Source organism: Nocardia sp. Tas62D01 (assembly GCF_055232035.1).
In genome coordinates this window covers 9585559-9608378 of sequence record NZ_JBUYUZ010000001.1, presented here as the reverse complement: position 1 = coordinate 9608378, position 22820 = coordinate 9585559, and the positions used below count along the sequence as shown (strand labels likewise).

The following is a 22820-nucleotide window of genomic DNA, read 5'->3' as shown; positions in this document are numbered from 1 at the left end:
GAACACGTACGACCCCCATGCGGACACCGTCGAATTGTCACCACCCTAATGGGCGCGACCGCACTCGCGGCTGCCGAAATTCGACCGGAATTCCACACCACGGATTCGCCGCCCGCGGCACCCGCGCTCGGAGCGTCTGTCCGCTCGGCGGAAAGCCGGTGACCAGCGCTCAGTCCTTGCGCACGCCGTCGATGAGGAGCCTGCGGATCGCCTCGTTCAGACCGTCGACGGCGGCCGCGTCGGGGCTGCGCAGCCCGTGCACGATGCCCGCGATGAGCATGCCGGTGACCGCCTTGGCGGTGTTGGTCGTGTCCAGGTCGGCCCGCAGATATCCGAGTTCGACGCCGTGCGAGAGGTATCCGGCCGTCAGCGCGTCGGCCATGTCGAGCAGGCCGTAGAGCCGTGCGGTCAGTTCGTCGTCGATGCCGGTCGCGTGGAACAGCAGCAGCTGCGCTACCCGGCGGTCCTCGACGAGGATGCGATTCAGTGCGGCGCCGATGCGGTCGAGCTGGGCGCGGTAGTCGTCGAGTGAGGTGGCGGCGTCCGGTGCATTCTCCGTCCCGAGCGCCGCCACGATCCGGCCCGCGAGGTCGTCGATGACGTGATCGATGATGTCGCGCTTGTTGGTGAAGTACCGGTAGAAGGTGCCGTGGCCGATGCCGAGCACGCCGGCGATATCGGCGATTCCGGTGTTGTGATAGCCCTTCTCCGCGAAACAGACGAAGGCGGTGTCGATGATTTCCTGGCGCAGTTCGGCTTTGCGTCGCTCGGCACGCGTGGATGGCTTCGTCACCCCCACGATGATACTGTGTTCACAAACGGAATGATGTGTCATTCCGTGAGAATTGATTCACATTCGTCCGCGGATGATTGTTCACAGCAGGAGGTTGTTCGACGTGGCGCCTCAGTTCGATGCGGTCGTGGTCGGTGCGGGATTCGGCGGAATGGGGTCGGGCATCGAGCTCGACCGGCTCGGTCTGAGCAATTTCGTCATCCTGGAGCGCGAGGACGACCTCGGCGGCACCTGGCACGTCAATCACTACCCGGGTCTCGCGGTCGACATCGCATCGGTGACGTACTCGTACTCCTTCGAGCCCAACCCGTATTGGACGCGCCTGTTCGCGCCGGGCAAGGAGCTCAAGAAGTACGCCGAGTTCGTCGCCGACAAGTACGGCCTGCGCCTCCGGATGCGCTTCGGCGCCGGGGTCGACGGCGCCCGCTGGGACGAGGAACACCAGCACTGGGTCGTTTCCATCGCGGGTGGTGAAACCCTCACCGGCCGTTACCTTCTCACCGCCACCGGGTTCCTTTCGCAGCCTTACACCCCGCCGTTCCCCGGTATCGATTCGTTCGCGGGCAAAATCATCCACACCACCGCATGGGAGGACGACTTCGATCTCACCGGCCGTAAGGCCGCGATCATCGGCACCGGCGCCACCGCCGTGCAGCTGGTGCCCGAGGCGGCCGAGAAGGTGCGGGAACTTACCGTCTTCCAGCGCACCCCGATCTGGGTGGTGCCGAAGATCGACACCGCGATTCCCGGCCCGGTGCAGAAGCTGTTCGCGCGGGTGCCTGCCACCCAGAAGGCCGCCCGGCTGGTCAACACCAGCCTGCTCGAGGCGCTGATGGTGGTCGGCGTGCTGCATTTCAAGCAGGCCAAGCCGCTGAACAAGGCGGCCGGCGTACTGGCCAAGGCGCATCTGCGGGCACAGGTGCGCGACAAGGAAACGCGCAAGCAGCTGACCCCGCACTACGATTTCGGTTGCAAGCGCCCGACCTTCTCCAATCAATACTTCAAGACGTTCAACCAGCCGAACGTCCGCCTGGAAACCAACTCGATCGATCACGTCGAGGTCGACGGCATCGTCACCACCGACGGGCACAAGACCGAGATCGACACGCTGATCCTGGCCACCGGCTTCAACCTGTGGGACGTGAACTTCCCGGCCATCGAGATCATCGGCCGTGACGGTGTCAACCTCGGAAAGTTCTGGCGCGACAACCGTTTCCAGGCATATGAGGGCATCACCGTGCCCAAGTTCCCGAACTTCATCAGCCTCAACAGCCCGTACTCCTACAGCGGCCTGTCGTACTTCACCACCATCGAGGCCCAGATGAAGCACATGGGCAGGCTGTTGAAGGAGACGTTCCGGCGCGGCGAGACCACCTTCGAGGTAACCGAGCAGGCAAACGCCCAGTTCCTGGACCGGGTGACCGAAAAGCTCGGCTCCTCGGTGTTCTACGGCGGCGACTGCTCGACCGCGCGCAGCTACTACTTCAACCAGCACGGCGAGGCCGCGCTGCTGCGCCCGACCAGCACCCTCAACGCCCACCGCGAAGCGGTCACCTTCCCGCTCGATGACTACAGCTACGGCAAGTCCGCCTAGCCATCGTCACGACGCCCCGTTGCGCGAGCCCCGCTGCCGACTTCGCGGCCGCGGGGCTTGCCGGTTTCCGACGTCAAAGGTGTGCCGGTGTGGCGGTAATGATACGAACTGGCAGACTGTGTAGGTAATTGTCCACCCCACCCACAGACTAGGGACTGACTTCGACGATGGAAATCCTGTTTCCGCTGCTGCTGGTAGCCCTGTTCGTGCCGATGTACCTCAATGTTCGCCGTCAGAAGCGTGAGGCCCAGAAGACCGCCGACATGCAGGAGAGCATCAAGGTCGGCGATCAGGTCGTCACCACGTCGGGGCTGTACGGCACCGTGGTCGATCTCGAGGACACCACCGTCGATCTCGAGATCGCCGAAGAGGTTGTCACCACGTGGCTGCGCCAGGCCATCCGCGAGGTGCGCACCGAGGACGCGACCACGGACGAAACCGTGACCGACGAGGCCCTGGACGGTCCCGTCGAGGAGTCCGCGCCGCAGACCGAGCTCCGGCTGACCAAGGACTGACCGATTCCATCGGTCAATCGGTGAGCCCGCGTGCAGACACGCCGCGGGCTACCTCCCGGGCACCCGGCGCCGCTGGTGCGTGTCCGCCCGTTCCACCTCGACTTCCCGCCTAGGAGATGACGTACTGTGCCACCTTCCAAGGGATCGGCGCATCCGCTCCGGCTGCTCGGTGTCTACGCCGCGCTGCTGGCCGTGATCTATGCGCTGGTGTTCTTCACCGGTGATAAAGCCGCGACGCCGAAGCTCGGCATCGACCTACAGGGTGGTACCCGGGTCACGCTGACCGCCCGTACGCCCGATGGCAGCAAGCCGAGTCAGGACAGCCTCAAGCAAGCACAGGCGATTATCGAGAACCGGGTCAACGGCCTCGGCGTCTCCGGTTCCGAGGTCGTCATCGACGGCGACAACCTGGTGATCACAGTGCCGGGTGACGACGGCGGGCAGGCCAGGGCGCTGGCCACCACCGCGAAGCTCTACATCCGACCGGTGTTGCAGGCATCGCAGGTACCGGGCAAGGGCGCGACACCGCAGCCGGCGCCCTCACCCGAATCGGTGCAGCCGACCCCGGGAGCGACCCCGGCGCCGGAGGCTACGCAACCCGCGCCGGAAGCCACCCAACCCGCACCGGAAGCTACGCAACCCGCACCGGAAGCTACGCAGTCGGCGCCGCAGCCGAGGGTCTTCCCGGCCCAGGCTCCGACACCGCCGCCACCCGATCCGAACCTGACGCCCCAGCAACAGGCGCAGAAGGAGATCGCAGCGGCGAAGGCCGTGCGACAGAGCACCGATCCGGCGGTCCAGCAGGCTGCCATGGCGGCGATGGACTGCAGCAAGCCCGACCCGCTGGCCGGTAGCGATGATCCGAACCTGCCGTTGGTCGCCTGCTCCACAGACGGCAACGAGGTGTTGCTGCTCGACAAGAGCCGGATCGACGGTACCGAGATCAAGGACGCCAGCGCGGGGCTGAATTCGCAGCAGGCGCGGCACGAGGTCAACCTCCAGTTCAAGTCGGGCGGCAGCGACGCGTGGGCAGCGCTCACCGGCGAATACCTCTACAAGCGAGTCGCTTTCGTGCTCGACTCGAAGGTGGTCAGTGCGCCGGTCGTGCAGGCCGGACCGCAGCAGGGTGGTAGCACGACGATCAGTGGGAGTTTCACCGCCGCCAGCGCGAAGGAACTCGCGAACACATTGAAGTACGGTTCGCTGCCGCTGTCGTTCCAGACATCGGAGGCCGAAACGGTGTCCGCGACCCTCGGTCTGTCCTCGCTGCGCGCAGGCTTGCTCGCGGGTGCGATCGGTCTGGTCGCGGTGCTGCTGTACTGCTTGCTCTACTACCGCATGCTCGGCTTCCTCGCGGGCTTCTCGCTGGTGGCCTCGGGTGCGGCGGTGTACGGCATCATCATCCTGCTGGGACGATGGATCGGTTTCACCCTCGACCTCGCCGGTATCGCCGGTTTGATCATCGGTATCGGTATGACCGCCGACTCGTTCGTCGTGTTCTTCGAGCGCATCAAGGACGAGATGCGCGAGGGCCGCAGCTTCCGCTCCGCGGTGCCGCGCGGCTGGGCCAGGGCCCAGCGCACCAACCTGTCCGGTAAGACGGTCAGCCTCATCGCTTCGGCGGTGCTCTACATGCTCGCGGCCGGTCAGGTTCGCGGATTCGCATTCACACTCGGTATCACCACCGTGCTCGACGTGATCGTCCTGTATCTGGTCACCGCACCGCTGATGGTAATGGCGTCGCTGTCGCTGTTCTGGGCCAAGCCGTCGGTCAACGGACTCGGTGCCGTCCAGCAGATAGCCCGGGAACGCAAGGCATCTGCCGGCATCCTGGTGAAGGAGGGGGCACGATGAGCAACTCCAGCCCAGTCATGGATTCGACGACCGCGGACGATATGACCGACCTGAATCCCGCACCGCAGCACGGCTTCTTCGAGCGGCTCTACACCGGCACCGGTAGCTTCCAGATCGTCGGCAAGCGCCGGCTCTACTACGCTCTCGCCGCGACGTTCGTGCTGATCTCGTTGCTGAGCATCGTTTTCCGCGGCTTCACCCTCGGCATCGATTTCGCGGGCGGCTCGCGCATCGGACTGCCAGCCGACGACCTCTCCACCGGGCAGGTCGAAAAGACCTACAGCGCGACTATCGGCCATTCCCCGGTGTCGGTGCAGAAGGTCGGTTCCGGTGCGGCGGCGACCATTCAGATCCGGTCCGACACCCTCGACGCGAGCCAGTCCGAGGCGCTGCAGAACGCGCTGTTCGAGGCGTTCCATCCGAAGGACTCCAGCGGCAACCCGAACCGCAACGCCATCAGCGTCGCGGAGATCAGCGAGACGTGGGGTGGTCAGATCACCAAGAAGGCACTGATCGCGCTCGGCGTGTTCGTGCTGCTGACCATGATCTACATCGCCATCAGGTTCGAGCGCGACATGTCCATCGCGGCCATCGCCTCACTGTTCTTCAACATGATCGTGACGGGCGGGATCTATTCGATCGTCGGTTTCGAGGTGACGCCCGCCGCGGTCATCGGCCTGCTCACGATTCTTGGTTACGTGCTCTATGACAACGTCGTCGTGTTCGACAAGGTCGAGGAGAACACCCGCGGCGTACTGCACCTTACCAAGCGCACCTACGGCGAACAGGCCAATCTCGCGGCCAACCAGACCCTGATGCGCTCGATCAACACCACCTTGATCGGCATTCTGCCCATCATCGGCATGCTCGTGATCGCGGTCTGGCTGCTCGGTGTCGGCACTCTGAAGGACCTGGCGCTGGTGCAGTTGGTCGGCATGATCGTCGGCGCGTACTCGTCGATCTTCTTCGCGGTGCCGCTGCTGGTGTCGATCAAGGAACGCTGGGGTCCGGTGGCGGCGCATACCAAGAAGGTGCTGGCCAAGCGCTCCGGCATCGCCGCCGCCCGTGCGGGGGCCGAGGCCGAGCGTCGCGCGGTGGCCGCAACAGGCCGAGATTTCTCCGACGCCCCGGTACGGCAGGCTAGAGCTAGAGCAGCGGGACAGGCGCCCCGGCCCGGCGCCCGTCCGAGCGGGAAACGGCAGAAGCGAAGGTAGTGACCTAGAGCTAGAGGCAGGGGTTTCGTTCCATGCGACAGCCACGCAGCGTTGCGATGCGTCTGATCGGAGCGGTGGCCGCGGGCACCCTGGCAGCCGGGCTGGTCGCCGGGTGCTCCGGTCAAAACCAGGTGCCCTCCATCGGCTACGCCGTCGACGCCGTGATCGCCAGCTACAACGGCGGCAGCACGCTCGGCGCGAGTAGCGGGTCGGCCGCCGTGTTCGGGCGGGTGTTGACCGGGTTTTTCTACACCGGTCCCGACGGCCAGCAGGTCGCCGACACCGATGTGGGCACCGCGAAAGAGGTGCCGGGCGAGGCTGAGACGATCCAGTACCGGCTCAACCCGGATGGCGTGTACTCCGACGGAGTGCCCACCTCGTGTGACGATCTGGTGCTCACTTGGGCGGCGCGCAGCGGCCGGTTCACCAAACCCGGTGACCGCGGCCCGGTTCCGCTGTTCGACGCGGCGAGCACCGCCGGGTACGCCGACGTGGAGCGGGTGGATTGCCAGCCCGGTTCCAAGGACGCAACCGTGGTGTTCCGGCCGGACCGGCATTTCCTGCCGTGGCAAACTCTGTTCACTGCCGGTGAACTGATGCCCGCGCACGTGGCGGCGCGGGTGGCCAATGTGCCGAATGTGGTGTCCGCCTTCCAATCCGGTGATCCCGGCGCGTTGCAGCGGCTGTCCGACTTCTGGAACAGCGGCTGGACGATGAGCTCCGGCAACCTGGACCTCTCCAGGTTCCCGTCGTCGGGGCCCTATCGGATCGAATCCTATTCCGACAAGGACGGTTTGGTCCTGGTCGCCAACGAGCGCTGGTGGGGCAACAAACCCGAGACCGGGCGTATCGTGGTGTGGCCGAAGACCGTCGACCTGAAATCCAAGCTCGGCGACAAAGCCGTCGGCGTCGTCGACATCGGCGCCGGATCGGTGAAAGACCTGAACCTGGACGGATTTTCGGTGAAGAACGTGCCCGGCCGCGGCGCCGAACAGTTGGTGCTCGCGACCGGGGGAGTGTTCGGCTCGGTCGACGCGCGCCGCGCCTTCGCCCTGTGTGTGCCGCGGCAGGCGCTGTTCGACAAGCTCGGCAAGGTGAAGGATGCACCGAAGACCGGGCTGGGCTCGGCGCCCCTGAATTCCCGTATCGTGCAACAGGACTCGCTGTTCTATCCGCCGAGCACCGGCGCGGCGGACAAGTACCGCGGCCCCGATGTCCCGGCCGCCACCGCGACGCTGGCCGCCTCGGGCGCGGGCAATCCCACCATCCGAATCGGCTACCTGCGTCCCGACGATCGCCGCGCGCAGACCGTGGCGATGATCGCCGAGGCGTGCAAACCGGCGGGTATCAACGTCGTCGACGCCGGTTCCGGGAATTTCACCCCTTCACAGCTCACCGAGGGCAAAGTCGACGCCGTTCTCGCGAGCACCGCATCCGCGCCCGGTCCGGCCGGATCCTTGACCGCAGTGGCGGCGACCAGCGCGTTGCGCACCGGTAGCGGGCTCAATTTCGGTCGCTTCGGTAACGGGCGATACGATGCGATCACCGATCAGCTTGCGGCCGACGACAACTCGACCACAACGCTGAATCTGCTCACCGAAGCCGAGAACCTGCTGTGGTCGGAGATGCCGAGCGTCCCCCTGTTCGCGAATCCCCGCACCATCGCCTTCGGCAACGGTCTGCAGAACGGCATTGCCGGCCCCACCCAGGGCGGGACCGGCTGGAACATGGACCGCTGGGTGTTGAAGCGGTGACAAGGTGTTGTGGGTGATGGACCATGGAGAGGTGTCGATGAGCAAGCACGCGGCGGTCGAATCCGACGATCTAGCTACCGAGCGGACCAGCAAGGCCGCAGAACTGGTCGAGCGCCTCACTCGCTGGCGCGACGATTTCCCCACGCCCGGTGTTCGTTTCGCTGATCTTAGCCCTGTATTTGCCGACCCGGAGGGTTTCCGCGCGGTCATCGACTGCCTCGCCGACTGCGCCCCCGAAGCCGACCTCGTGGCCGGCGTCGACGCCCGCGGCTTCATCATCGGCGCCGGTGTGGCCGCCAGCCTCGGCACCGGCGTTCTCGCGGTGCGCAAGGCCGGCAAGCTACCCCCGCCCGTCATTTCCCGCGAATACCAGCTCGAATACGGCACCGCGGCCCTGGAAATCCCGGCCGACGGGATCGACCTGAAGGGCCGCCGCATCCTGCTCCTCGACGACGTCCTCGCCACCGGCGGTACCCTCGCCGCCGCCGCCGACCTGTTCGCTATTGCGGGCGCGGAGGTCGTCGCGGCCGCTGTGGTGCTGGAACTCGGCTTCCTCGGCGGACGGGACCGTCAGGGCGACTACCCGTTGACCTCGGTGGTCCGGGTCTAGCCCGCTGAAAAGTAGCCCGCAGCGAAGTCGCTGCGGATCTCAGCGCCCGCGCCCAGCGCGTGCGACGGCCTCCGTGTCAGCGCTCCGGGACGTCACGATTTCCGAACACCGAAGATCAGATGGGTCACCCGATCGCCTTCGATGACGCGTGGGTTGTCCAGCAGCAGAGGCGATTTCACAAGGTCGCCGAAGAATCGGACGCCGGAGCCGAAGACAACCGGAACCAGCCCGACCGCCACCTCGTCCGGAGCCACACGCCGTCTGCGGACATGCGGAGCCGATGTGATCCAAAAATCACTGGCGAAACCGGTGCCGATCTGTTTAATCTGGACTGGTCTTGTTCCCGTTGATCGGACTTATGCCATTGCTCTCATGAGGTAGCCACTCGGGCGGCCCGCGTCTCGCGCGTCGCGTTCCGTTGCAACCTCAGGGGTACTCATGACCAATCTTTCTTTTTCCGATCTCACTTTTTCCTGGCCCGATGGGACGCCGGTATTCGACGGCCTCGACGCCGTGCTCGGCCCCGGTCATATCGGCCTGGTCGGCAGCAACGGTGCGGGCAAGTCGACGCTGTTGCGACTGATCGCGGGTGAGTTGACTCCGGCGCGTGGCTCGGTCACGGTCACCGGTCGTCTCGGCTACCTGCGGCAGGACCTCGGCCTCGGTGACGGGCAGCGGGTCGATGCGGTACTCGGCATCGCGGAAACGCGAAAGGGCTTGCACCGCATAGAGTCCGGCATCGGCGAGGAAGCGGACTTCGATATCGTCGGCAGCCAGTGGGATGTCGAGGAAGGCGCGATCGCGCTCCTCGGCCGCCTGGGCTTGCATTATCTCGCGGACTCGACCGAGCAGCTGGATCGCCGGTTGGAGACACTTTCCGGCGGCGAGACGGTACTGCTCGGACTGGTGGCGCAGTTGCTGCGCGATCCGGACGTGCTGTTGCTGGACGAGCCGACCAACAATCTGGATCAGGTTGCCAGACAACGGCTTTACGAGGTGGTCGAGCAGTTCTCCGGAGCGGTGCTCACGGTCAGCCACGACCGCGAGCTGCTGGACCGGATGACCACGATCGCCGAGTTGCGTCAGGGCGAATTGCGGTTGTTCGGCGGCAATTTCAGCGAGTACGAGCGGATCATCGAAGCCGAGCAGGAGGCCGCGCGAGCGGCGATCCGCGACGCACGCAGCGATGTCCGCAAGCAGGCACGTGAGCTGGTGGAGGCGCGGATCAAACTGGATCGTCGACTGCGATACGGGCAGAAGATGTGGGACACCAAGCGCGAACCGAAAATCGTGATGGCCGAACGGAAACGGCAGGCACAGGTGTCGGCGGGCAAGTTGCGCAACAACCACATCGAAAAGGTGGACACCGCAAAGGAACAGCTCGAGCAGGCGCAGGAGCTGTTGCGCGACGATCGGGAGATCCGGGTCGAATTGCCCGACACCCGGCTGTATCCGGGCCAGGACGTGATCGATCTGGACCAGGTGGAGCTGGCCTGCGGGCCGACCGTCACCTTGCGGGTGACCGGCCCGGAGCGCATCGCGCTGACCGGTCGCAACGGCGCGGGCAAAACCACACTGCTGCACCGGATCGCCGCGGCGCCCCCGAAGGTCCCGTGGCGAATGCTGCCGCAGCGGCTCGACATCTTAGACGAGCGGCTGTCGGTGTTCGAGAACGTGGCGTCGACCGTGCCACACGCCTCGGCGGAACAGATTCGAGCTCACTTGGCGCGCTTCCTGTTTCGGGGCGCGGACGCCGATATCGCGGCGTCGGCGCTCTCCAGCGGCGAGCGTCTGCGGGCCGCACTGGCCATGCTGCTGGTGGCCGATCCGGCGCCGAAGCTGCTGCTCGACGAGCCGACCAACAACCTCGATCTGCCCAGCCTGGCACACCTGGCCCAGGCCTTGGCGAGTTTCGAGGGCGCGCTGATCGTGGTGAGCCACGACCCGCGCTTCCTCGACGACATCGGGGTGACCCGGTGCGCGCAGCTCGCTGCGGACGGGCTGATCGAGGAACTGATCCGGTGACGCGTCCAGCCGAGCGTCCCGCTGTTATTCGCGGGATGCTCGGCGCAGCACGCCGGGATTCGCCAACGGATCCATGTGCGCAGTCTAGATGTACTGTCCGGACTTTCGGCGTTGGACCGGGGACACAAGGATGTATCCATGGGAATCGAGCTGAATGTCGCGGGGGTGCACCGCGAGCCTGCTGAAGACTTTCTCCAGCAGGTCGGGGAGTGGTTGCGTAGCGGCGCCTCCGATGCCCGGGTCGACTGGCCGATCACCTCCGCGCCGTTCCGGCAGCCGGTGGAGATCTCCGGTGACCGGTTACTCGCCCTGTTGCATCCGGCGGCCGAACCGATCGATGTGCGGGCCGCCCATGGTCAGGTAGTCGTCCGCGCGAGCTGTGCACCCGCTGGTCCCGGGTATCACCGCCACGTGGCCGCGGTGCTGCAGGAGTTGGGTAGACGGTTCGACGTCACATGGGATGAGGGGACCGAGGATCCGCTGGGGTTGGCCGATCATCGTGCGGAAGTCGAACACGACTATCTGCTGTGGATTTGCGCGCTCGCCCGAACCGTGTTGAGCGAAGTGCCCACCCAAGACAACTGGGTGTCGCTCGGATTGTCCCTCGGGAGTGACCGATTCGACTACGACGGGGTGGCCGCGAGTTGGCTCGGCCCCCGCGACAGCGGCTGGTTTCACGCCGTAGCCGACGGTGACGAAGCAGCCGCCATGGCGTTCTTTCCGTGGTGGGAGGACGGCTGGACGGCGCTGACCGTGCGCAACGCCGCCCTCGGCATCCTGTGGAACGACGTCCGATGGCGGGAACCGTCGGATGCCGACGACACGCCCGCACCGCTGCACGCCGACGCACTACTGGCCGAAGCACACCGCCTCGATCCGAACCTCGACCTGCCATGGGCGGCCTGGCAGGAGCTCCGTGAACTCCTAGGGATCTCGGAGCCCGCCGCCGACGGCGCACCCGCCGACCTCGACGAACGCGCAACAGCGGATTCCCGTGCGCGCCTCGGCTATCGGCGCCGCGCCGTCCTCACCGCACCGGTACCGGGCTGGAGCCTGCGCATCCCCGGCGACTTCACCTACGGCTGGGACGGCGACCGCTGGTGGGCGTGGGACGGCACCCGCGAGATCGAAATCACCGTGCTCGTCGTCGGTGACGAACAGACCGGCCCACCATCCGCCGCGATGCTGCAATACGGCGCCAACGCAACCGAAGGCCACCGTGGCGAACCGATCGTCGGCGGCCCCGGCGACGGCTGGTGGCTGCCGTCGGAGGAGGACGGCGAGATCGGCGTCCAGGGCATCGCGAGCCGCCGCAACGGCGAACTACTGCTCGTCACCATCAGCGTCCCAGATGCCCACCTGGACTGGGCAATCGACGCCTGGCGTTCCCTGCGCTACACACCGAGCAGATAGGTTTACCGGTGAAACCGGACGGCGGCGGACTACCAAGCTTCGGCATCGGAACCGTTGTCGTTCGGGACCCGGATTGTCTGCGAATCCAAGTGGCCGTCAGACGTGCGTGTTCTCCGATTCCGGTGTCAGGCCGAACCGTTCGGCGAATTCGGACATCTGGTCGAACTGCTGGTCGGGTTCGGTGGTAGGTACGCCCACAACGATGCGTGTCACGCCTCGCCCGGCGAGCTCCTGGACGCGTTCGTACCGACTTCACACCGCGCGGTGAACAGGTCCGCGACGAGTTCGCCGCCTTCCTCGATAAGCTCAGGAAAGACGTGCTGAAGTTCGAGAAACAGCGCGACCGGGCGCTCGCTCGCGAGGCGCAGACGCGCGAGCGTCAGTCCGTCTGAATATCAGAGATACACCACGATCGAGAGCAGAGGCCATGACCAAACCAGTCCTGCAGCCCGGCCCGGATCACCCGATCACCATCGAGCCGCACCCCGAGCGAGTCGTCGTTCGCGTACACGGCCACGTGGTCGTCGACACGCAGAACGCGCTGGTGCTGCGCGAAGCGTCCTACCCGCCGGTCTACTACCTCCCGCTCGCCGACGCCGACGAGTCGGTCCTGGAACGCAGCGACACCGCCACCTACTGCCCCTACAAGGGCGACGCGAGCTACTACACCGTCTCCGTAGATGGTCAGCAGAGCGTCGACGCCGGTTGGTTCTACGAGTCGCCCTACCCGGCCGTCGCCGAGATCAAGGACCACATCGCCTTCTACCCCGACCGCATCGACAATTAGGGCTTGCCGAGCGCCCGCACACCCTCCGGGGTGCTCGCGGGCGCCCGGCCGTGCCTGTTCCGGACATACCGCACCAGGCCGAGGCAGAGTTTGAAGCCGGGTATGCCGCCAATCCGAGCTGGCCGGACGCACCCGGATACATTGTGATACTCGGATATGCGCATCTATACGCCGGATCGGCTGCGGGAGCGCGTCTCACCCGCGTGGCGCGTACATGATGATGGCGACGCCGAGGAGGCAGATGGTGGATCCCAGATAATCCCACCGGTCGGGGTGGAATTTGTCGACGAGCATGCCCCAGGTGAGCGAACCCGCGACAAACACTCCGCCGTACGCGGCGAGGATGCGGCCGAAGTTCGGGTCCGGTTGGAACGTGGCGACGAAGCCGTACGCGCCGAGGGCGACGATGCCCGCGGCGATCCAGAGCACGCCACGGTGGTCGCGCCAGCCCTGCCACACGAGCCACGCGCCACCGATCTCGGCGACCGCGGCGAGGGCGAACAGCAGCAGCGACTTGGCGACAGTCATGGCGTGAAAGGTACCGGGCCGGCCGTGCGCGATCGCTGAAGGTGTAGGTCGCGCCAGAGGTCCGGTCCGAACGCGCCAGGCAGTTCCGGGTGCTGGAAGCCGCGTCTGGGGCGGTCCAGCCTGAGCGGACACTTTAGCCCGAAACGGAAGCCTTCGAGCACGGTTCGCGGAAAGTGTCCGCTCAGGCCGTCGCCACCTCGTAGACACCGTAGTGCCGTCCCAACACCGGGTACGACACATTGCGCACCGCCACTCCGCCTGCGGTACAACCGAATTCGGTACCGCCGTGGGCGTGTCCGTGGATCGCCAGCGCGGCGCCGCCCGCGTCCACGGCCTCGGCGAGGTCGTGGCAGCCGAGGCCGGGGTAGATCTTCGGCGGCTCGCCGACCAGCGTGTCGACGACCGGAGCGAAATGCATGAGGGCGATGCGGGTTTCGCAGGTCAGCGTGTCGAGCGCTTGGTGCAGGCGCAGCGCGTCCAAGGGGCCGCGACGCATGCGGGCGCGGTGTTCGACGTTGGCGTCGTCGGGTCGGCCGGGGTGACCGGGGAACCCGCCGCTGCCGCCCATTACCCCCGCGATGCCGAGCTGGGTGCCGGCCACCTCGAGGGTGATGGCGTCACCGTCGAGCATGTGCACGCCGATCTCGGTGAGCATGGTGGCGATCCGGTAACCCAGCCGCTGGTCGTGGTCGTGATTGCCGAGCACCGCGACCACGGGCACCGGCAGCCCGGTGAGCTCGGCGCACAGCAGGTCCGCCTCGCGTAGCGTGCCGCCCTCGGTGAGATCGCCGGCCAGCAGAAGCACATCGGCGTGCGTGGCCAAACCGTTGAAGGCGGGACGGAAGACGCCGGCGACCGAGCTCCGCATGTGCATATCCGCGGCGGCCGCAATCCGGATGCTGCGGTTCCCGCTGGGCTGCATGCACGTCAGCCAGCCATATGACCGGCGGGGTGTCAATCGGTTTCCCGGGGCGATCGCGCGGGTCAATGACGTCGATCAGTGTGTATAGCTGCCGGGCCATCGGAAGTTCAGTGGCCGTTCAGCCGTCCTACCTATGCGCCTCTACCAGGGGAAGCGTCGGTGAACACTCCGCGGCAAGTGGTGTTAATGCCCGGTCTGGGCGGCATGGTTCGAAGTATGCGGAGACGGTCGGCGCTGGACATCATGGCGGTCGTGGCAACCGAATTCTCGGTTGCGGGGGTCGAAGCGGTCGCTCGCGCGGACACCCCACGCAATGACGCCGTCCGTAACAAGGTCGTCGTGATCGGGGTCGACGGCGCCATGTACCCCAAGATTCAGCAGGCGCAGGCGCCGAATCTGTTGCGGCTCAGCGCCGAGGGCACCCTCGCGCGGACATCGATCGTGCCCCACGTCAGCCTGTCCGGCCCGTCCTGGACGACCGCGCTGACCGGAGTCTGGGACCGCAAGCACGGCGTGACCGACAACAATTTCGATGCCACTCCCTTCGCCGAATACCCCACGGTGTTCACCCGGCTGGCGCGTGCCGGTCGCGGCCTGACCTCCGTATCGATCGCGACCTGGGACAAGATCGCGATCATCACCGGTAGTGGCGACCGGCACGCCGACGTGATCGTCAGTACGCCGCCGGTCCCGTTCGACCCCGACGAGTCGAAAGCCGATGCCGCGACCGGGACTGCCGCGGTCGACCTGATCACGCACAACGCCCCCGACTTTCTGTTCGTCCTACTCGACCAAGTCGATTTCGCCGGCCATCGCCACGGAGGGGCATCTCAGCAGTACCTCGACGCCACGATGCGGGCGGACGCGCAGGTCGGCCGGATCGTCGCTGCGGTGGACGCGCGAGCGGCGGCCAGACCCAGCGAGCGGTGGACGATCGTGGCCACGACCGACCACGGCCATCTGCCCGAAGGCGGCCACGGTGGTCAAACACGAGACGAGACAGCCATTTTCGTCATCGCTCGTGGCCCTGACTTCGCCGCGGGCGTGACCGCCGCCCACTACTCGCTGGTCGATGTCACCCCGACGGTTCTCGACCTGCTCGGCGTCCCGCTGCCGCGCGGCCTCGACGGCATCCCGATGCGCGAACGCCCGCTGCTGTCCGCCAAGTGGTAGCGACGACCGAACTCCGGTCCCCGGAACCGCTCGATTGAACGGGTGGGTACGTCCGGGTGAACGGCACCTGGTGGGGGGTTGCGTTCACGGCGATCCGCCGCGCTGCTGATCTGGGACTAAAGTTGGTGGTCTGGGGCGGTTGCAGCGGTCGGATAGGGTGGGTCGGATCGCGGCGTGGAGAGGTGGTGGCATGACTCAGCATCTGGGCGAGGCGAATGTCGAGCAATCGGCGTCTGCCCCGCAGTCGAATGGCGCGCCGGCCACCTCTGCGGAAGCACCGACGCTGCCCGTGGCGCCCAGCGGGAATGGCACGCCGGTGCGTCAGCCGGGTACTTCGACGGCCGTGCCGACTTCGGCGTCCCGCCGGGTGCGGGCCAGGTTGGCGCGGCGAATGACCGGTCAGCGCGGGATCGCGGCGGTCAAGCCGGTGCTCGAGCCCCTGGCCAGCGTGCATCGCGAGCTGTACCCAAAGGCGAATCTCACGCTGCTGCAGCGGGCGTTCGATGTCGCCGACGAACGGCACGCGCATCAGTTCCGCAAGTCCGGTGACCCGTACATCACCCACCCGCTGGCGGTGGCCAACATTCTGGCCGAGCTCGGGATGGACACCACCACCCTGGTCGCGGCGCTGCTGCACGACACCGTGGAGGACACCGGTTACTCCCTCGAACAGCTGACCACGGACTTCGGCGCCGAGGTCTCCCATCTGGTCGACGGCGTCACCAAGCTGGACAAGGTCAACCTCGGCGCCGCCGCGGAGGCCGAGACGATCCGCAAGATGATCATCGCGATGGCGCGCGACCCGCGCGTGCTTGTGATCAAGGTGGCCGACCGCCTGCACAACATGCGCACCATGCGCTTCCTGCCGCCGGAGAAGCAGGCGAAGAAGGCCAAGGAAACGCTGGAAGTGATTGCGCCACTGGCGCATCGCCTGGGTATGGCCACGGTCAAGTGGGAGCTCGAGGACCTCGCTTTCGCGATCCTGCACCCTAAGAAGTACGACGAGATCGTGCGACTGGTCGCCGACCGGGCGCCCTCGCGGGACACCTATTTGGCGCGGGTCCGCGCGGAGATCGTGAATACCCTTGCGGCGTCTCGGATCAACGCGATTGTCGAGGGCCGGCCGAAGCACTACTGGTCGATCTACCAGAAGATGATCGTCAAGGGTAAGGACTTCGACGACATCCATGACCTGGTCGGCATCCGCATCCTGTGCGACGAGGTCCGCGACTGCTATGCGGCCGTCGGTGTCGTGCACTCGCTGTGGCAGCCGATGGCGGGCCGGTTCAAGGACTACATTGCCCAGCCGCGCTACGGCGTCTACCAGTCGCTGCACACCACCGTGGTCGGCCCGGACGGCAAGCCCCTGGAGGTGCAGATCCGCACCCAGGACATGCACCGCACCGCCGAGTTCGGCATCGCCGCGCACTGGCGCTACAAGGAGACCCGCGGCAAGCACTCCAACGACTCCACCGAGGTCGACGACATGGCGTGGATGCGGCAGCTGCTCGACTGGCAGCGGGAGGCGGCCGACCCTGCCGAGTTCCTGGAGTCGCTGCGCTTCGACCTGAAGTCGCCGGAGATCTTCGTGTTCACGCCGAAGGGTGATGTGATCACGCTGCCGCAGAAATCCACTCCGGTGGACTTCGCGTACGCGGTGCACACCGAGGTCGGGCACAAGTGCATCGGTGCGCGAGTGAACGGTCGGCTCGTCGCCTTGGAACGGCAGCTGGAGAACGGCGAGGTCGTCGAGGTGTTCACCTCGAAGGCGCAGAACGCCGGACCGAGCCGCGACTGGCAGAACTTCGTGGTGTCCCCGCGTGCCAAGGCGAAGATCCGCCAGTGGTTCGCGAAGGAGCGGCGTGAAGAGGCGCTGGAAAGCGGCAAGGACCAGATCGGTAAGGAAGTCCGTCGCGTCGGTCTGCCACTGCAGCGCCTGATGAGCGTGGACGCGATGAACGCGGTCGCGCACGAACTGCACTACACCGACATCTCCGCCCTCTACACCGCGGTCGGCGAGCATCAGGTATCCGCGCACCACGTCGTGCAGCGGCTGATGGCGCAGCTCGGCGGCATCGGCGACGTGGAGAACGAGCTCGCCGAGCGTTCCACCCCGTCGACAACGCCGAACCGGCAGCGCGTCACCGGCGATGCCGGTGTGCTGATCCCCGGTGCACCGGGCACCGTCGCCAAGCTGGCGAAATGCTGCACCCCGGTGCCCGGCGACGAGATCATGGGCTTCGTGACCCGCGGCGGCGCGGTCAGCGTGCACCGGACCGACTGCACCAATGCCGGTTCGTTGCGCGAGCAGGCCGAGCGCATCATCGACGTGGAGTGGGCGCCGTCGCCGTCGTCGGTGTTCCTGGTCGCCATCCAGATCGAGGCGCTCGATCGCACTCGTTTGCTGTCGGACGTGACGAAGGTGCTTGCCGACGAGAAGGTAAACATCTTGTCCGCCTCGGTGGCCACGCACGGCGACCGGGTGGCGATCAGCAAGTTCACTTTCGAGATGGGCGACCCGAAGCACCTCGGCCACTTGCTGAACGTGGTGCGCAACGTGGAAGGCGTGTACGACGTCTACCGCGTCACCTCGGCCACCTGAGCGCCCGTCGAGCTAGTACACCGACAGCGGCGCGTATGTTGATCTTCATCCAGGTGAAGGCGGTTTCGGGGCCGTTCTCGCGGCCGCCGGTTCGTCAAGCTGCCTGAACATCGGCAGCCGGATCGGCCGGCGTGCCCGCCCGGAATGTAGCGGCGGCCCAACGCGGCTCCGGTGCGACTTCCCGCGTTCGCCGGAATGCGTAGTCCAGGTGCGGGATTCAGATCGACGAAGTGTCGCCGGTGGGTTGCGGTCCGCCGCGAAAGATCGGAAACTTATCGGGCGGTCAGCAACGGCGCGCCGTTATGTGTCATGGACCCTCGGGCGGGTTGCGGAATGTTTTCACCGCTGCCGCAGTAATAGCCGGAATCTGTTACGGTCTATTGCGTTTCATGGCGTTGAGGACGGCTGCGGCAACACGGATTGATTGCGGATCGCGATGACGGATTACACGGCGAGTTTCCCGGGGATGCTGGTGGCATTCGCCGTTGCTGTGGCGACCGTTGGCACGGGCGCCGCGGTCGCGGAGCCGCCGAGCCCCGTCGGCCCATCGACGAATGTTCCGATCGCGGCCTGTCCGGCGCTGTACGCGTTGGGAATTCAGGGCACGGGGGAGTCCTCGCCCGACGCGGCGCCCACCACCGATACCGGCATGCTGTCGACGGTCTTCATGCCGATGATGGCCAAGGCATCCGCTCCCGGACTGGTCGATCGAGCCTACGTGCCTTACGAATCCGGATTCGGCGGTGCGACCGCCGGTGGCGCGGTGCCGTATTCGGAGTCGGTCGCGGGCGGCCTGACCAGGTTGCGCACGATGGCCAAGACGGTCGCCGACCGATGCGCGAACACCCGGTTCGCGGTGGTCGGGTATTCCCAAGGCGCACACGTGGCCTCGATGTTCGCGCAGGAGATCGGCCAGGGGCGTGGCGTGCTCCCCGCGGACAAGATCGCAGCGGTCGCGCTGTTCGCCGACCCGACCCGCAACCCCGGTGCGCCGCTGTTTCCCGGTGCGCCGGGTAAGGCCACGCCCGATGCGCCGCCCGATACCTCCGGCGATCAACTTGCCGCGATCGCGGCCTTGCCGCAGGAGCCCGCGAGTGGCGGCGGCATCGGCCCCGAGCGAGACATGGCCGCGAACTTCGGAGCGCTGACCGGTCGAGTGGCCAGTTTCTGTGCGGCGGGTGACCTCGCGTGCGACGCACCGCAGCGCGCACCGATCCTGAAAGCGGTCGCGGAAGTCGCGGGCCAGGCCGAGCTCAGCGGCGGCGACCCGATCGCCTCGCTGGAGTCGATCGCGCAGGCGCTGGCGTACACTTCGATCAAGACGGCGACGAAGGTCTTCAACGAGGACGTGCAGGGCAACTCGATCGCGAATCTGTCACTCTCGCCGCAGAAGTCGATCTCACAGCGGCTAGCCGACGCCGCCGATCCCCGGACCCCGCTGGACATTCCCGGCGCGATCCAGGGTGTGCTGAAGGTCGGCATGATCGGGTTGAACGCGGTCTCCACGGTGGTCAAGACGGTCATCAATCCGGCGGCCATTTCTGAACTGGCCACGGCGGGTCTGGCGAATCCGGTGGCCGGACTGCTGCTGCTCGGCACGAAGCTACTGGGTGCCGTTCCACAACTGATCCCGCCGACCACCAGCATTCGCCTGGTCACCCAGGCGTTCGACGCGGTTGTACAAAACATCACCGATAACAGCGAACTGCTCAACATCACCACCTGGACGCGGTACTGGGACACGGTGCAGCGGCACGGCGCTTACGGCACCGCGTCGGTGTCGGCCAACGGAGCCGCACCGACCCAATTCGTGGCCGACTGGTTCGCTTCGGTAGCTCGCGATGTAGCCGCCGAGTTCGGCAGCGGCAGCACGCCGCAGGGTGGTAGCGACAGGCCGTCGGCCGGATTCTTCGGACAAAGTTCCGGCGCGTCGACTACGCCGAATTCGTCCGGTACGGGACAATTTCCGTTTGGGACGGGAGCCGATGGCGCCTCATCCGGCGGCGCGACTTCGATTCCGCCCACCGGTCTACCCGGTACCGCCAACAGCTACCCGTTCTCCACGAACTGATCGCCGAGAGGGTCCACGATGCGCCATGTGCCTCGCTCTGCGGGAAGGGGGAAATGTTGAAGTCGTACAAACAGCTGTCGCGCTGGTACGTCGCGCTGGAGCCGGACAACGGCTCGAACGCCCCCCTGCACCTGGACGAGGCGAGTGCGCAAGTCGCCGTCGACGACGACGGCCCGGCGCGCTATCCGCACTACATTCGCGAGGACGACCCTGAAGAGGTGCGCGCCCGCACCGATGTCCCGACGGGTTTGGCCTCGGGTCGTAGCGAGTTCACCGGCGGTTGGTCGGACTGGGTGGCCGGACGCGCGCCGGGACCGGACGACGAGTACGCGCCGCCGCGCGACAGCGACCTGGTGCGCTTCCCATGGCCGGACGACGACGAATTCGACGACGACCCCATCCGGCCAGCGGCTCCGTCCCGCTCGTCGCATGGGCTGCGGCAGGCCGCGCGGAAGCACCCGACCTCCCGCCGCGCCCGAGTGATCATCGCCCTTGTGGTCGCGGTGGTGCTGCTCGGTGCCGCCGCGGGCGTGGTCTACCTGCTGCACGCGTCCAACAATCGGGCCGCCGGATCCGGACCGTCCTCGATGCAGTTCGCGGCGGGCAGCGCCCAATCCAACAATGGCGCCCAGTTCAACAATGTGGACGCCAAACCCAATTACGCGACCAAACCCCAACCCGGCACCGGCAGGCTCGCGGTATCCGACTGCCCCACCGAACGCACCGATCTAGTGGTGCGCAGCGCCGAACCCGGCGCAACCACCTCGGGTCCGGACGCGGTGCTGGCGTTCCAATACGCCTACTACGTGGACCGCTCCGGGGAACAGGCCAGGGCGGCAGTCGCGCCGGACGCCACGGTCTCACCCGCCGCGGCGATCCAGCGCGGTATCGACTCCATTCCGGTGGGCACCACGCACTGCGTGCGCATCGTGACCATCGCCGACAACCGGTACTCGGTGGAGATCACCGAGTACCGGCCCGGCGGTGCGCCCGCCACGTACAACAGGCAGACGGTCACCACTGCGGTGGTCGGCGGCCGCACCCACATCACGGGCATCGCGGCCGGATAAAGGAGAGCTGAGGCGATGGGAGACGACTGGAGCCGCTGGCTCGACGAGGTGCCCGAGGAGGGCGAACCGTCGGGTCGACCAGCGCGCACGAGGGCTCCGGTGGTGCGGTTACGGCGCGGCAAACGCGCGGAACGCGGTGCGGAGATCGCGCAACCGACGCAGCGCCCGATTCTGGTGGTCGGCGGCTGCGGTGGCGCGGGGACCACTACGACGGTGCTCGGGATCGCCGGGGAGCTGGCGATGGCGGGTAACCCGACGGTGGCGGTGGACGCGACGGCGGCGGGTAGCGACCTGGCGTTGCGCGGCGCCGACGAACACTTGCATCCGATCAGTCTGCAGTCGTGGCTCTACGGCCGCGGCAACGACGAGCCAGCACCGTTGAAGGAATGCATGTCCCAGGCGACCTCCGGGGTCGGCCTGCTGTGGCGCGACGCCGCACCGCTGCGTCGCCGGGCCACCTATCTCACGGTGGCGCGGTCGATCTACGACGCCGGGTTCACCGGTGTCTACGACGGCGGCAATCCGATTGCCGGACGGCAACTGCGGCCACTGCTCGACGACTCGGATGTTGCTCTGGTGCTTGCCATTCCGGCGCGCGCCGATGCCGCGAACCGGCTGCGGGTGACCCTGGAATGGCTCGATGACCAGTTCGGTGATTCGGCCGATGGACAGGGCGGCGGCATCGTCGGCGATACAACAATCGTTGTCTCCCACCAGCAACCGGGCGCGGAGTCACGGGTAGCCGGACATTTGCGTGAACACCTCTCGGGATGGGTCCGCGACATCAGGGAGATTCCGTACGACCCGCACTTGGCCCGCGGTGAACTCGTCCGGCATTCGTCGCTGGCTCCGGAGACGCGCCGGGCCTACGCACGCCTGCTCGTAGGGGTGGCATCATGACCGCCGCTATGAAACTTCATCGTCAACCCGAACCCGCGCAGGCCGGAGTCGTCGCCCCACCGGAGTCGCGGCGCGCGCTGATCTGGGACCGCCCGGTGCCCGGTGTCGGCCGAGCGCCGCTGGTGTGGTTGCTAGGTGTGCACGGTGGTGCCGGAGCTAGTACCCTCGCGCATGTGCTTGCGCCCGCGGCGGATTCGGGCCGCCGCTGGCCGGGCGGCTTCGACCGCGAATCACCCTTCGTCGTCCTGGTCGCCAGGGAAACCATCGCCGGACTCACCCGCGCCCACGACCTGTTGCGCCAGCATCATTCCGGTTTCGCCGGATCTGCCGATGTGCTCGGCCTCATTACCGTGGCCGCGCGGCCCGGCCGGTTACCCGCCGAGATCCGGCGCTACCGCGACGTGGTCGGTTCGCTGGCCGGCCAGGTGTGGCAGGTGCCGTGGTACGAGGAGTGGACGCTGGTCGAACCGGAGAAGCTCCCGGTGTGGGCGCCAGGTGACGCGCTGCCGCCGAAGAAGCGAAAGATCGACCCGCTCGAGGAAGTTCCGCTCGAGGTCCGGGAACTCGGCACCGATATTGTCACTGCGGTACGCGAAAACTTGGATGCCGCTTCATCTTTCGACGAAGGCGCATCATGAAGATGATTTTCGCCGCCACACCGGACCGCTGATCGCACTTCTATGGAGAAAGGCACCCGATGAGCACGATCCTCCTCGCCGTGCAGGACACGTACGGCACTGTCCTTGCCCAAGTCGGTAATCCGACACCAGAGGCGCCTCCCGGCTCGGAGAAGATCCTGCAGCTGGTCCGGTACCTCACCTGGTTCGTCCTGCTGTCCGGTATCTGCGGCATCACCTACGCGGGTGGCAAGTTCGCGTGGGAGAAGTGGACCGGCGGTGGGCTCGAGTCGCCGAAGATGGTGGCGGGTGCCATGATCGGCGGCGTCGTCGCAACCAGCGCGGGCACCATCATGAACGCCGTCATCGGAACCTGAT

20 protein-coding genes and 1 pseudogene are annotated in these 22820 nt (G+C 66.6%); 17 read left to right on the top strand and 4 right to left on the bottom strand.

The window, feature by feature from the left end; genetic code table 11:
- Window positions 1–169: 169 nt before the first annotated feature.
- Window positions 170–835: a TetR/AcrR family transcriptional regulator gene (locus ACV7NQ_RS46740; protein WP_463365346.1), complete on the bottom strand. Its 666-nt coding sequence runs from the start codon at window positions 833–835 to the stop codon at window positions 170–172.
- 61 nt (window positions 836–896) lie between these two features.
- Between ACV7NQ_RS46740 and ACV7NQ_RS46735 the strand changes: the two genes are divergently transcribed.
- The 6 genes from ACV7NQ_RS46735 to ACV7NQ_RS46710 all read left to right on the top strand — a co-directional run bounded on the left by ACV7NQ_RS46735 (window position 897) and on the right by ACV7NQ_RS46710 (window position 8334).
- Window positions 897–2387, top strand: a complete 1491-nt coding sequence (locus ACV7NQ_RS46735) for a flavin-containing monooxygenase (protein ID WP_463365345.1) — start codon at window positions 897–899, stop codon at window positions 2385–2387.
- Between the two features lie 167 nt (window positions 2388–2554).
- Complete coding sequence (gene yajC / locus ACV7NQ_RS46730) at window positions 2555–2902, top strand: preprotein translocase subunit YajC (RefSeq protein WP_463365344.1); 348 nt, start codon at window positions 2555–2557, stop codon at window positions 2900–2902.
- Between the two features lie 126 nt (window positions 2903–3028).
- Entirely contained in the window at window positions 3029–4756 is a 1728-nt protein-coding gene (gene secD / locus ACV7NQ_RS46725) for a protein translocase subunit SecD (protein WP_463365343.1), read from the top strand.
- The gene (secF, locus tag ACV7NQ_RS46720) at window positions 4753–5970 is read left to right on the top strand and encodes a protein translocase subunit SecF (protein ID WP_463365342.1); all 1218 of its coding nucleotides are present in this window, start codon (window positions 4753–4755) and stop codon (window positions 5968–5970) included. The genes secD and secF overlap by 4 nt, the downstream gene beginning before the upstream one ends.
- A 32-nt stretch (window positions 5971–6002) precedes the next feature.
- Window positions 6003–7724 (top strand): ABC transporter substrate-binding protein, encoded by a 1722-nt coding sequence (locus tag ACV7NQ_RS46715; protein ID WP_463365341.1) that lies wholly within the window; start codon window positions 6003–6005, stop codon window positions 7722–7724.
- Between the two features lie 37 nt (window positions 7725–7761).
- Window positions 7762–8334, top strand: a complete 573-nt coding sequence (locus ACV7NQ_RS46710; protein WP_463366071.1) for an adenine phosphoribosyltransferase — start codon at window positions 7762–7764, stop codon at window positions 8332–8334.
- Window positions 8335–8426: 92 nt separating this feature from the next.
- Here the strand turns inward: ACV7NQ_RS46710 and ACV7NQ_RS46705 are convergent, their stop codons facing one another.
- Complete coding sequence (locus tag ACV7NQ_RS46705) at window positions 8427–8588, bottom strand: hypothetical protein (RefSeq protein WP_463365340.1); 162 nt, start codon at window positions 8586–8588, stop codon at window positions 8427–8429.
- Window positions 8589–8772: 184 nt separating this feature from the next.
- Between ACV7NQ_RS46705 and ACV7NQ_RS46700 the strand changes: the two genes are divergently transcribed.
- The 4 genes and pseudogenes from ACV7NQ_RS46700 (at window position 8773) to ACV7NQ_RS46685 (ending at window position 12559) form a co-directional block, all read left to right on the top strand.
- Entirely contained in the window at window positions 8773–10359 is a 1587-nt protein-coding gene (locus ACV7NQ_RS46700; RefSeq protein ID WP_463365339.1) for an ABC-F family ATP-binding cassette domain-containing protein, read from the top strand.
- A gap of 138 nt (window positions 10360–10497) precedes the next feature.
- Window positions 10498–11772: a hypothetical protein gene (locus tag ACV7NQ_RS46695; protein ID WP_463365338.1), complete on the top strand. Its 1275-nt coding sequence runs from the start codon at window positions 10498–10500 to the stop codon at window positions 11770–11772.
- A 242-nt stretch (window positions 11773–12014) separates the two neighbouring features.
- Window positions 12015–12164 (top strand): annotated as a pseudogene (locus ACV7NQ_RS46690) (acyl-ACP desaturase); the annotation flags it as partial.
- 35 nt (window positions 12165–12199) lie between these two features.
- Window positions 12200–12559 (top strand): DUF427 domain-containing protein, encoded by a 360-nt coding sequence (locus ACV7NQ_RS46685; protein WP_463365337.1) that lies wholly within the window; start codon window positions 12200–12202, stop codon window positions 12557–12559.
- Window positions 12560–12754: 195 nt separating this feature from the next.
- Here the strand turns inward: ACV7NQ_RS46685 and ACV7NQ_RS46680 are convergent, their stop codons facing one another.
- Window positions 12755–13087: a YnfA family protein gene (locus ACV7NQ_RS46680; protein WP_463365336.1), complete on the bottom strand. Its 333-nt coding sequence runs from the start codon at window positions 13085–13087 to the stop codon at window positions 12755–12757.
- 181 nt (window positions 13088–13268) lie between these two features.
- On the bottom strand, window positions 13269–13955 hold the full coding sequence (locus tag ACV7NQ_RS46675; RefSeq protein WP_463365335.1) for a metallophosphoesterase family protein: 687 nt from the start codon (window positions 13953–13955) through the stop codon (window positions 13269–13271).
- A gap of 270 nt (window positions 13956–14225) precedes the next feature.
- Here ACV7NQ_RS46675 and ACV7NQ_RS46670 point away from each other — a divergent pair, with 270 nt between their 5' ends.
- The 7 genes from ACV7NQ_RS46670 to ACV7NQ_RS46640 all read left to right on the top strand — a co-directional run bounded on the left by ACV7NQ_RS46670 (window position 14226) and on the right by ACV7NQ_RS46640 (window position 22819).
- A complete protein-coding gene (locus ACV7NQ_RS46670) occupies window positions 14226–15182 on the top strand; it encodes an alkaline phosphatase family protein (protein ID WP_463365334.1) in 957 nt (318 codons plus the stop codon).
- A gap of 190 nt (window positions 15183–15372) precedes the next feature.
- Entirely contained in the window at window positions 15373–17784 is a 2412-nt protein-coding gene (locus ACV7NQ_RS46665) for a RelA/SpoT family protein (RefSeq protein ID WP_463365333.1), read from the top strand.
- A 436-nt stretch (window positions 17785–18220) separates the two neighbouring features.
- A complete protein-coding gene (locus ACV7NQ_RS46660) occupies window positions 18221–19855 on the top strand; it encodes a cutinase family protein (protein ID WP_463365332.1) in 1635 nt (544 codons plus the stop codon).
- Window positions 19856–19908: 53 nt separating this feature from the next.
- The gene (locus tag ACV7NQ_RS46655; protein WP_463365331.1) at window positions 19909–20925 is read left to right on the top strand and encodes a hypothetical protein; all 1017 of its coding nucleotides are present in this window, start codon (window positions 19909–19911) and stop codon (window positions 20923–20925) included.
- Between the two features lie 15 nt (window positions 20926–20940).
- Window positions 20941–21825: a MinD/ParA family ATP-binding protein gene (locus ACV7NQ_RS46650; RefSeq protein ID WP_463365330.1), complete on the top strand. Its 885-nt coding sequence runs from the start codon at window positions 20941–20943 to the stop codon at window positions 21823–21825.
- On the top strand, window positions 21822–22463 hold the full coding sequence (locus tag ACV7NQ_RS46645; protein ID WP_463365329.1) for a DUF6668 family protein: 642 nt from the start codon (window positions 21822–21824) through the stop codon (window positions 22461–22463). Before ACV7NQ_RS46650 ends, ACV7NQ_RS46645 begins: the two co-directional genes overlap by 4 nt.
- A 59-nt stretch (window positions 22464–22522) precedes the next feature.
- A complete protein-coding gene (locus tag ACV7NQ_RS46640) occupies window positions 22523–22819 on the top strand; it encodes a hypothetical protein (RefSeq protein WP_014351788.1) in 297 nt (98 codons plus the stop codon).
- Window position 22820 lies beyond the last annotated feature (1 nt).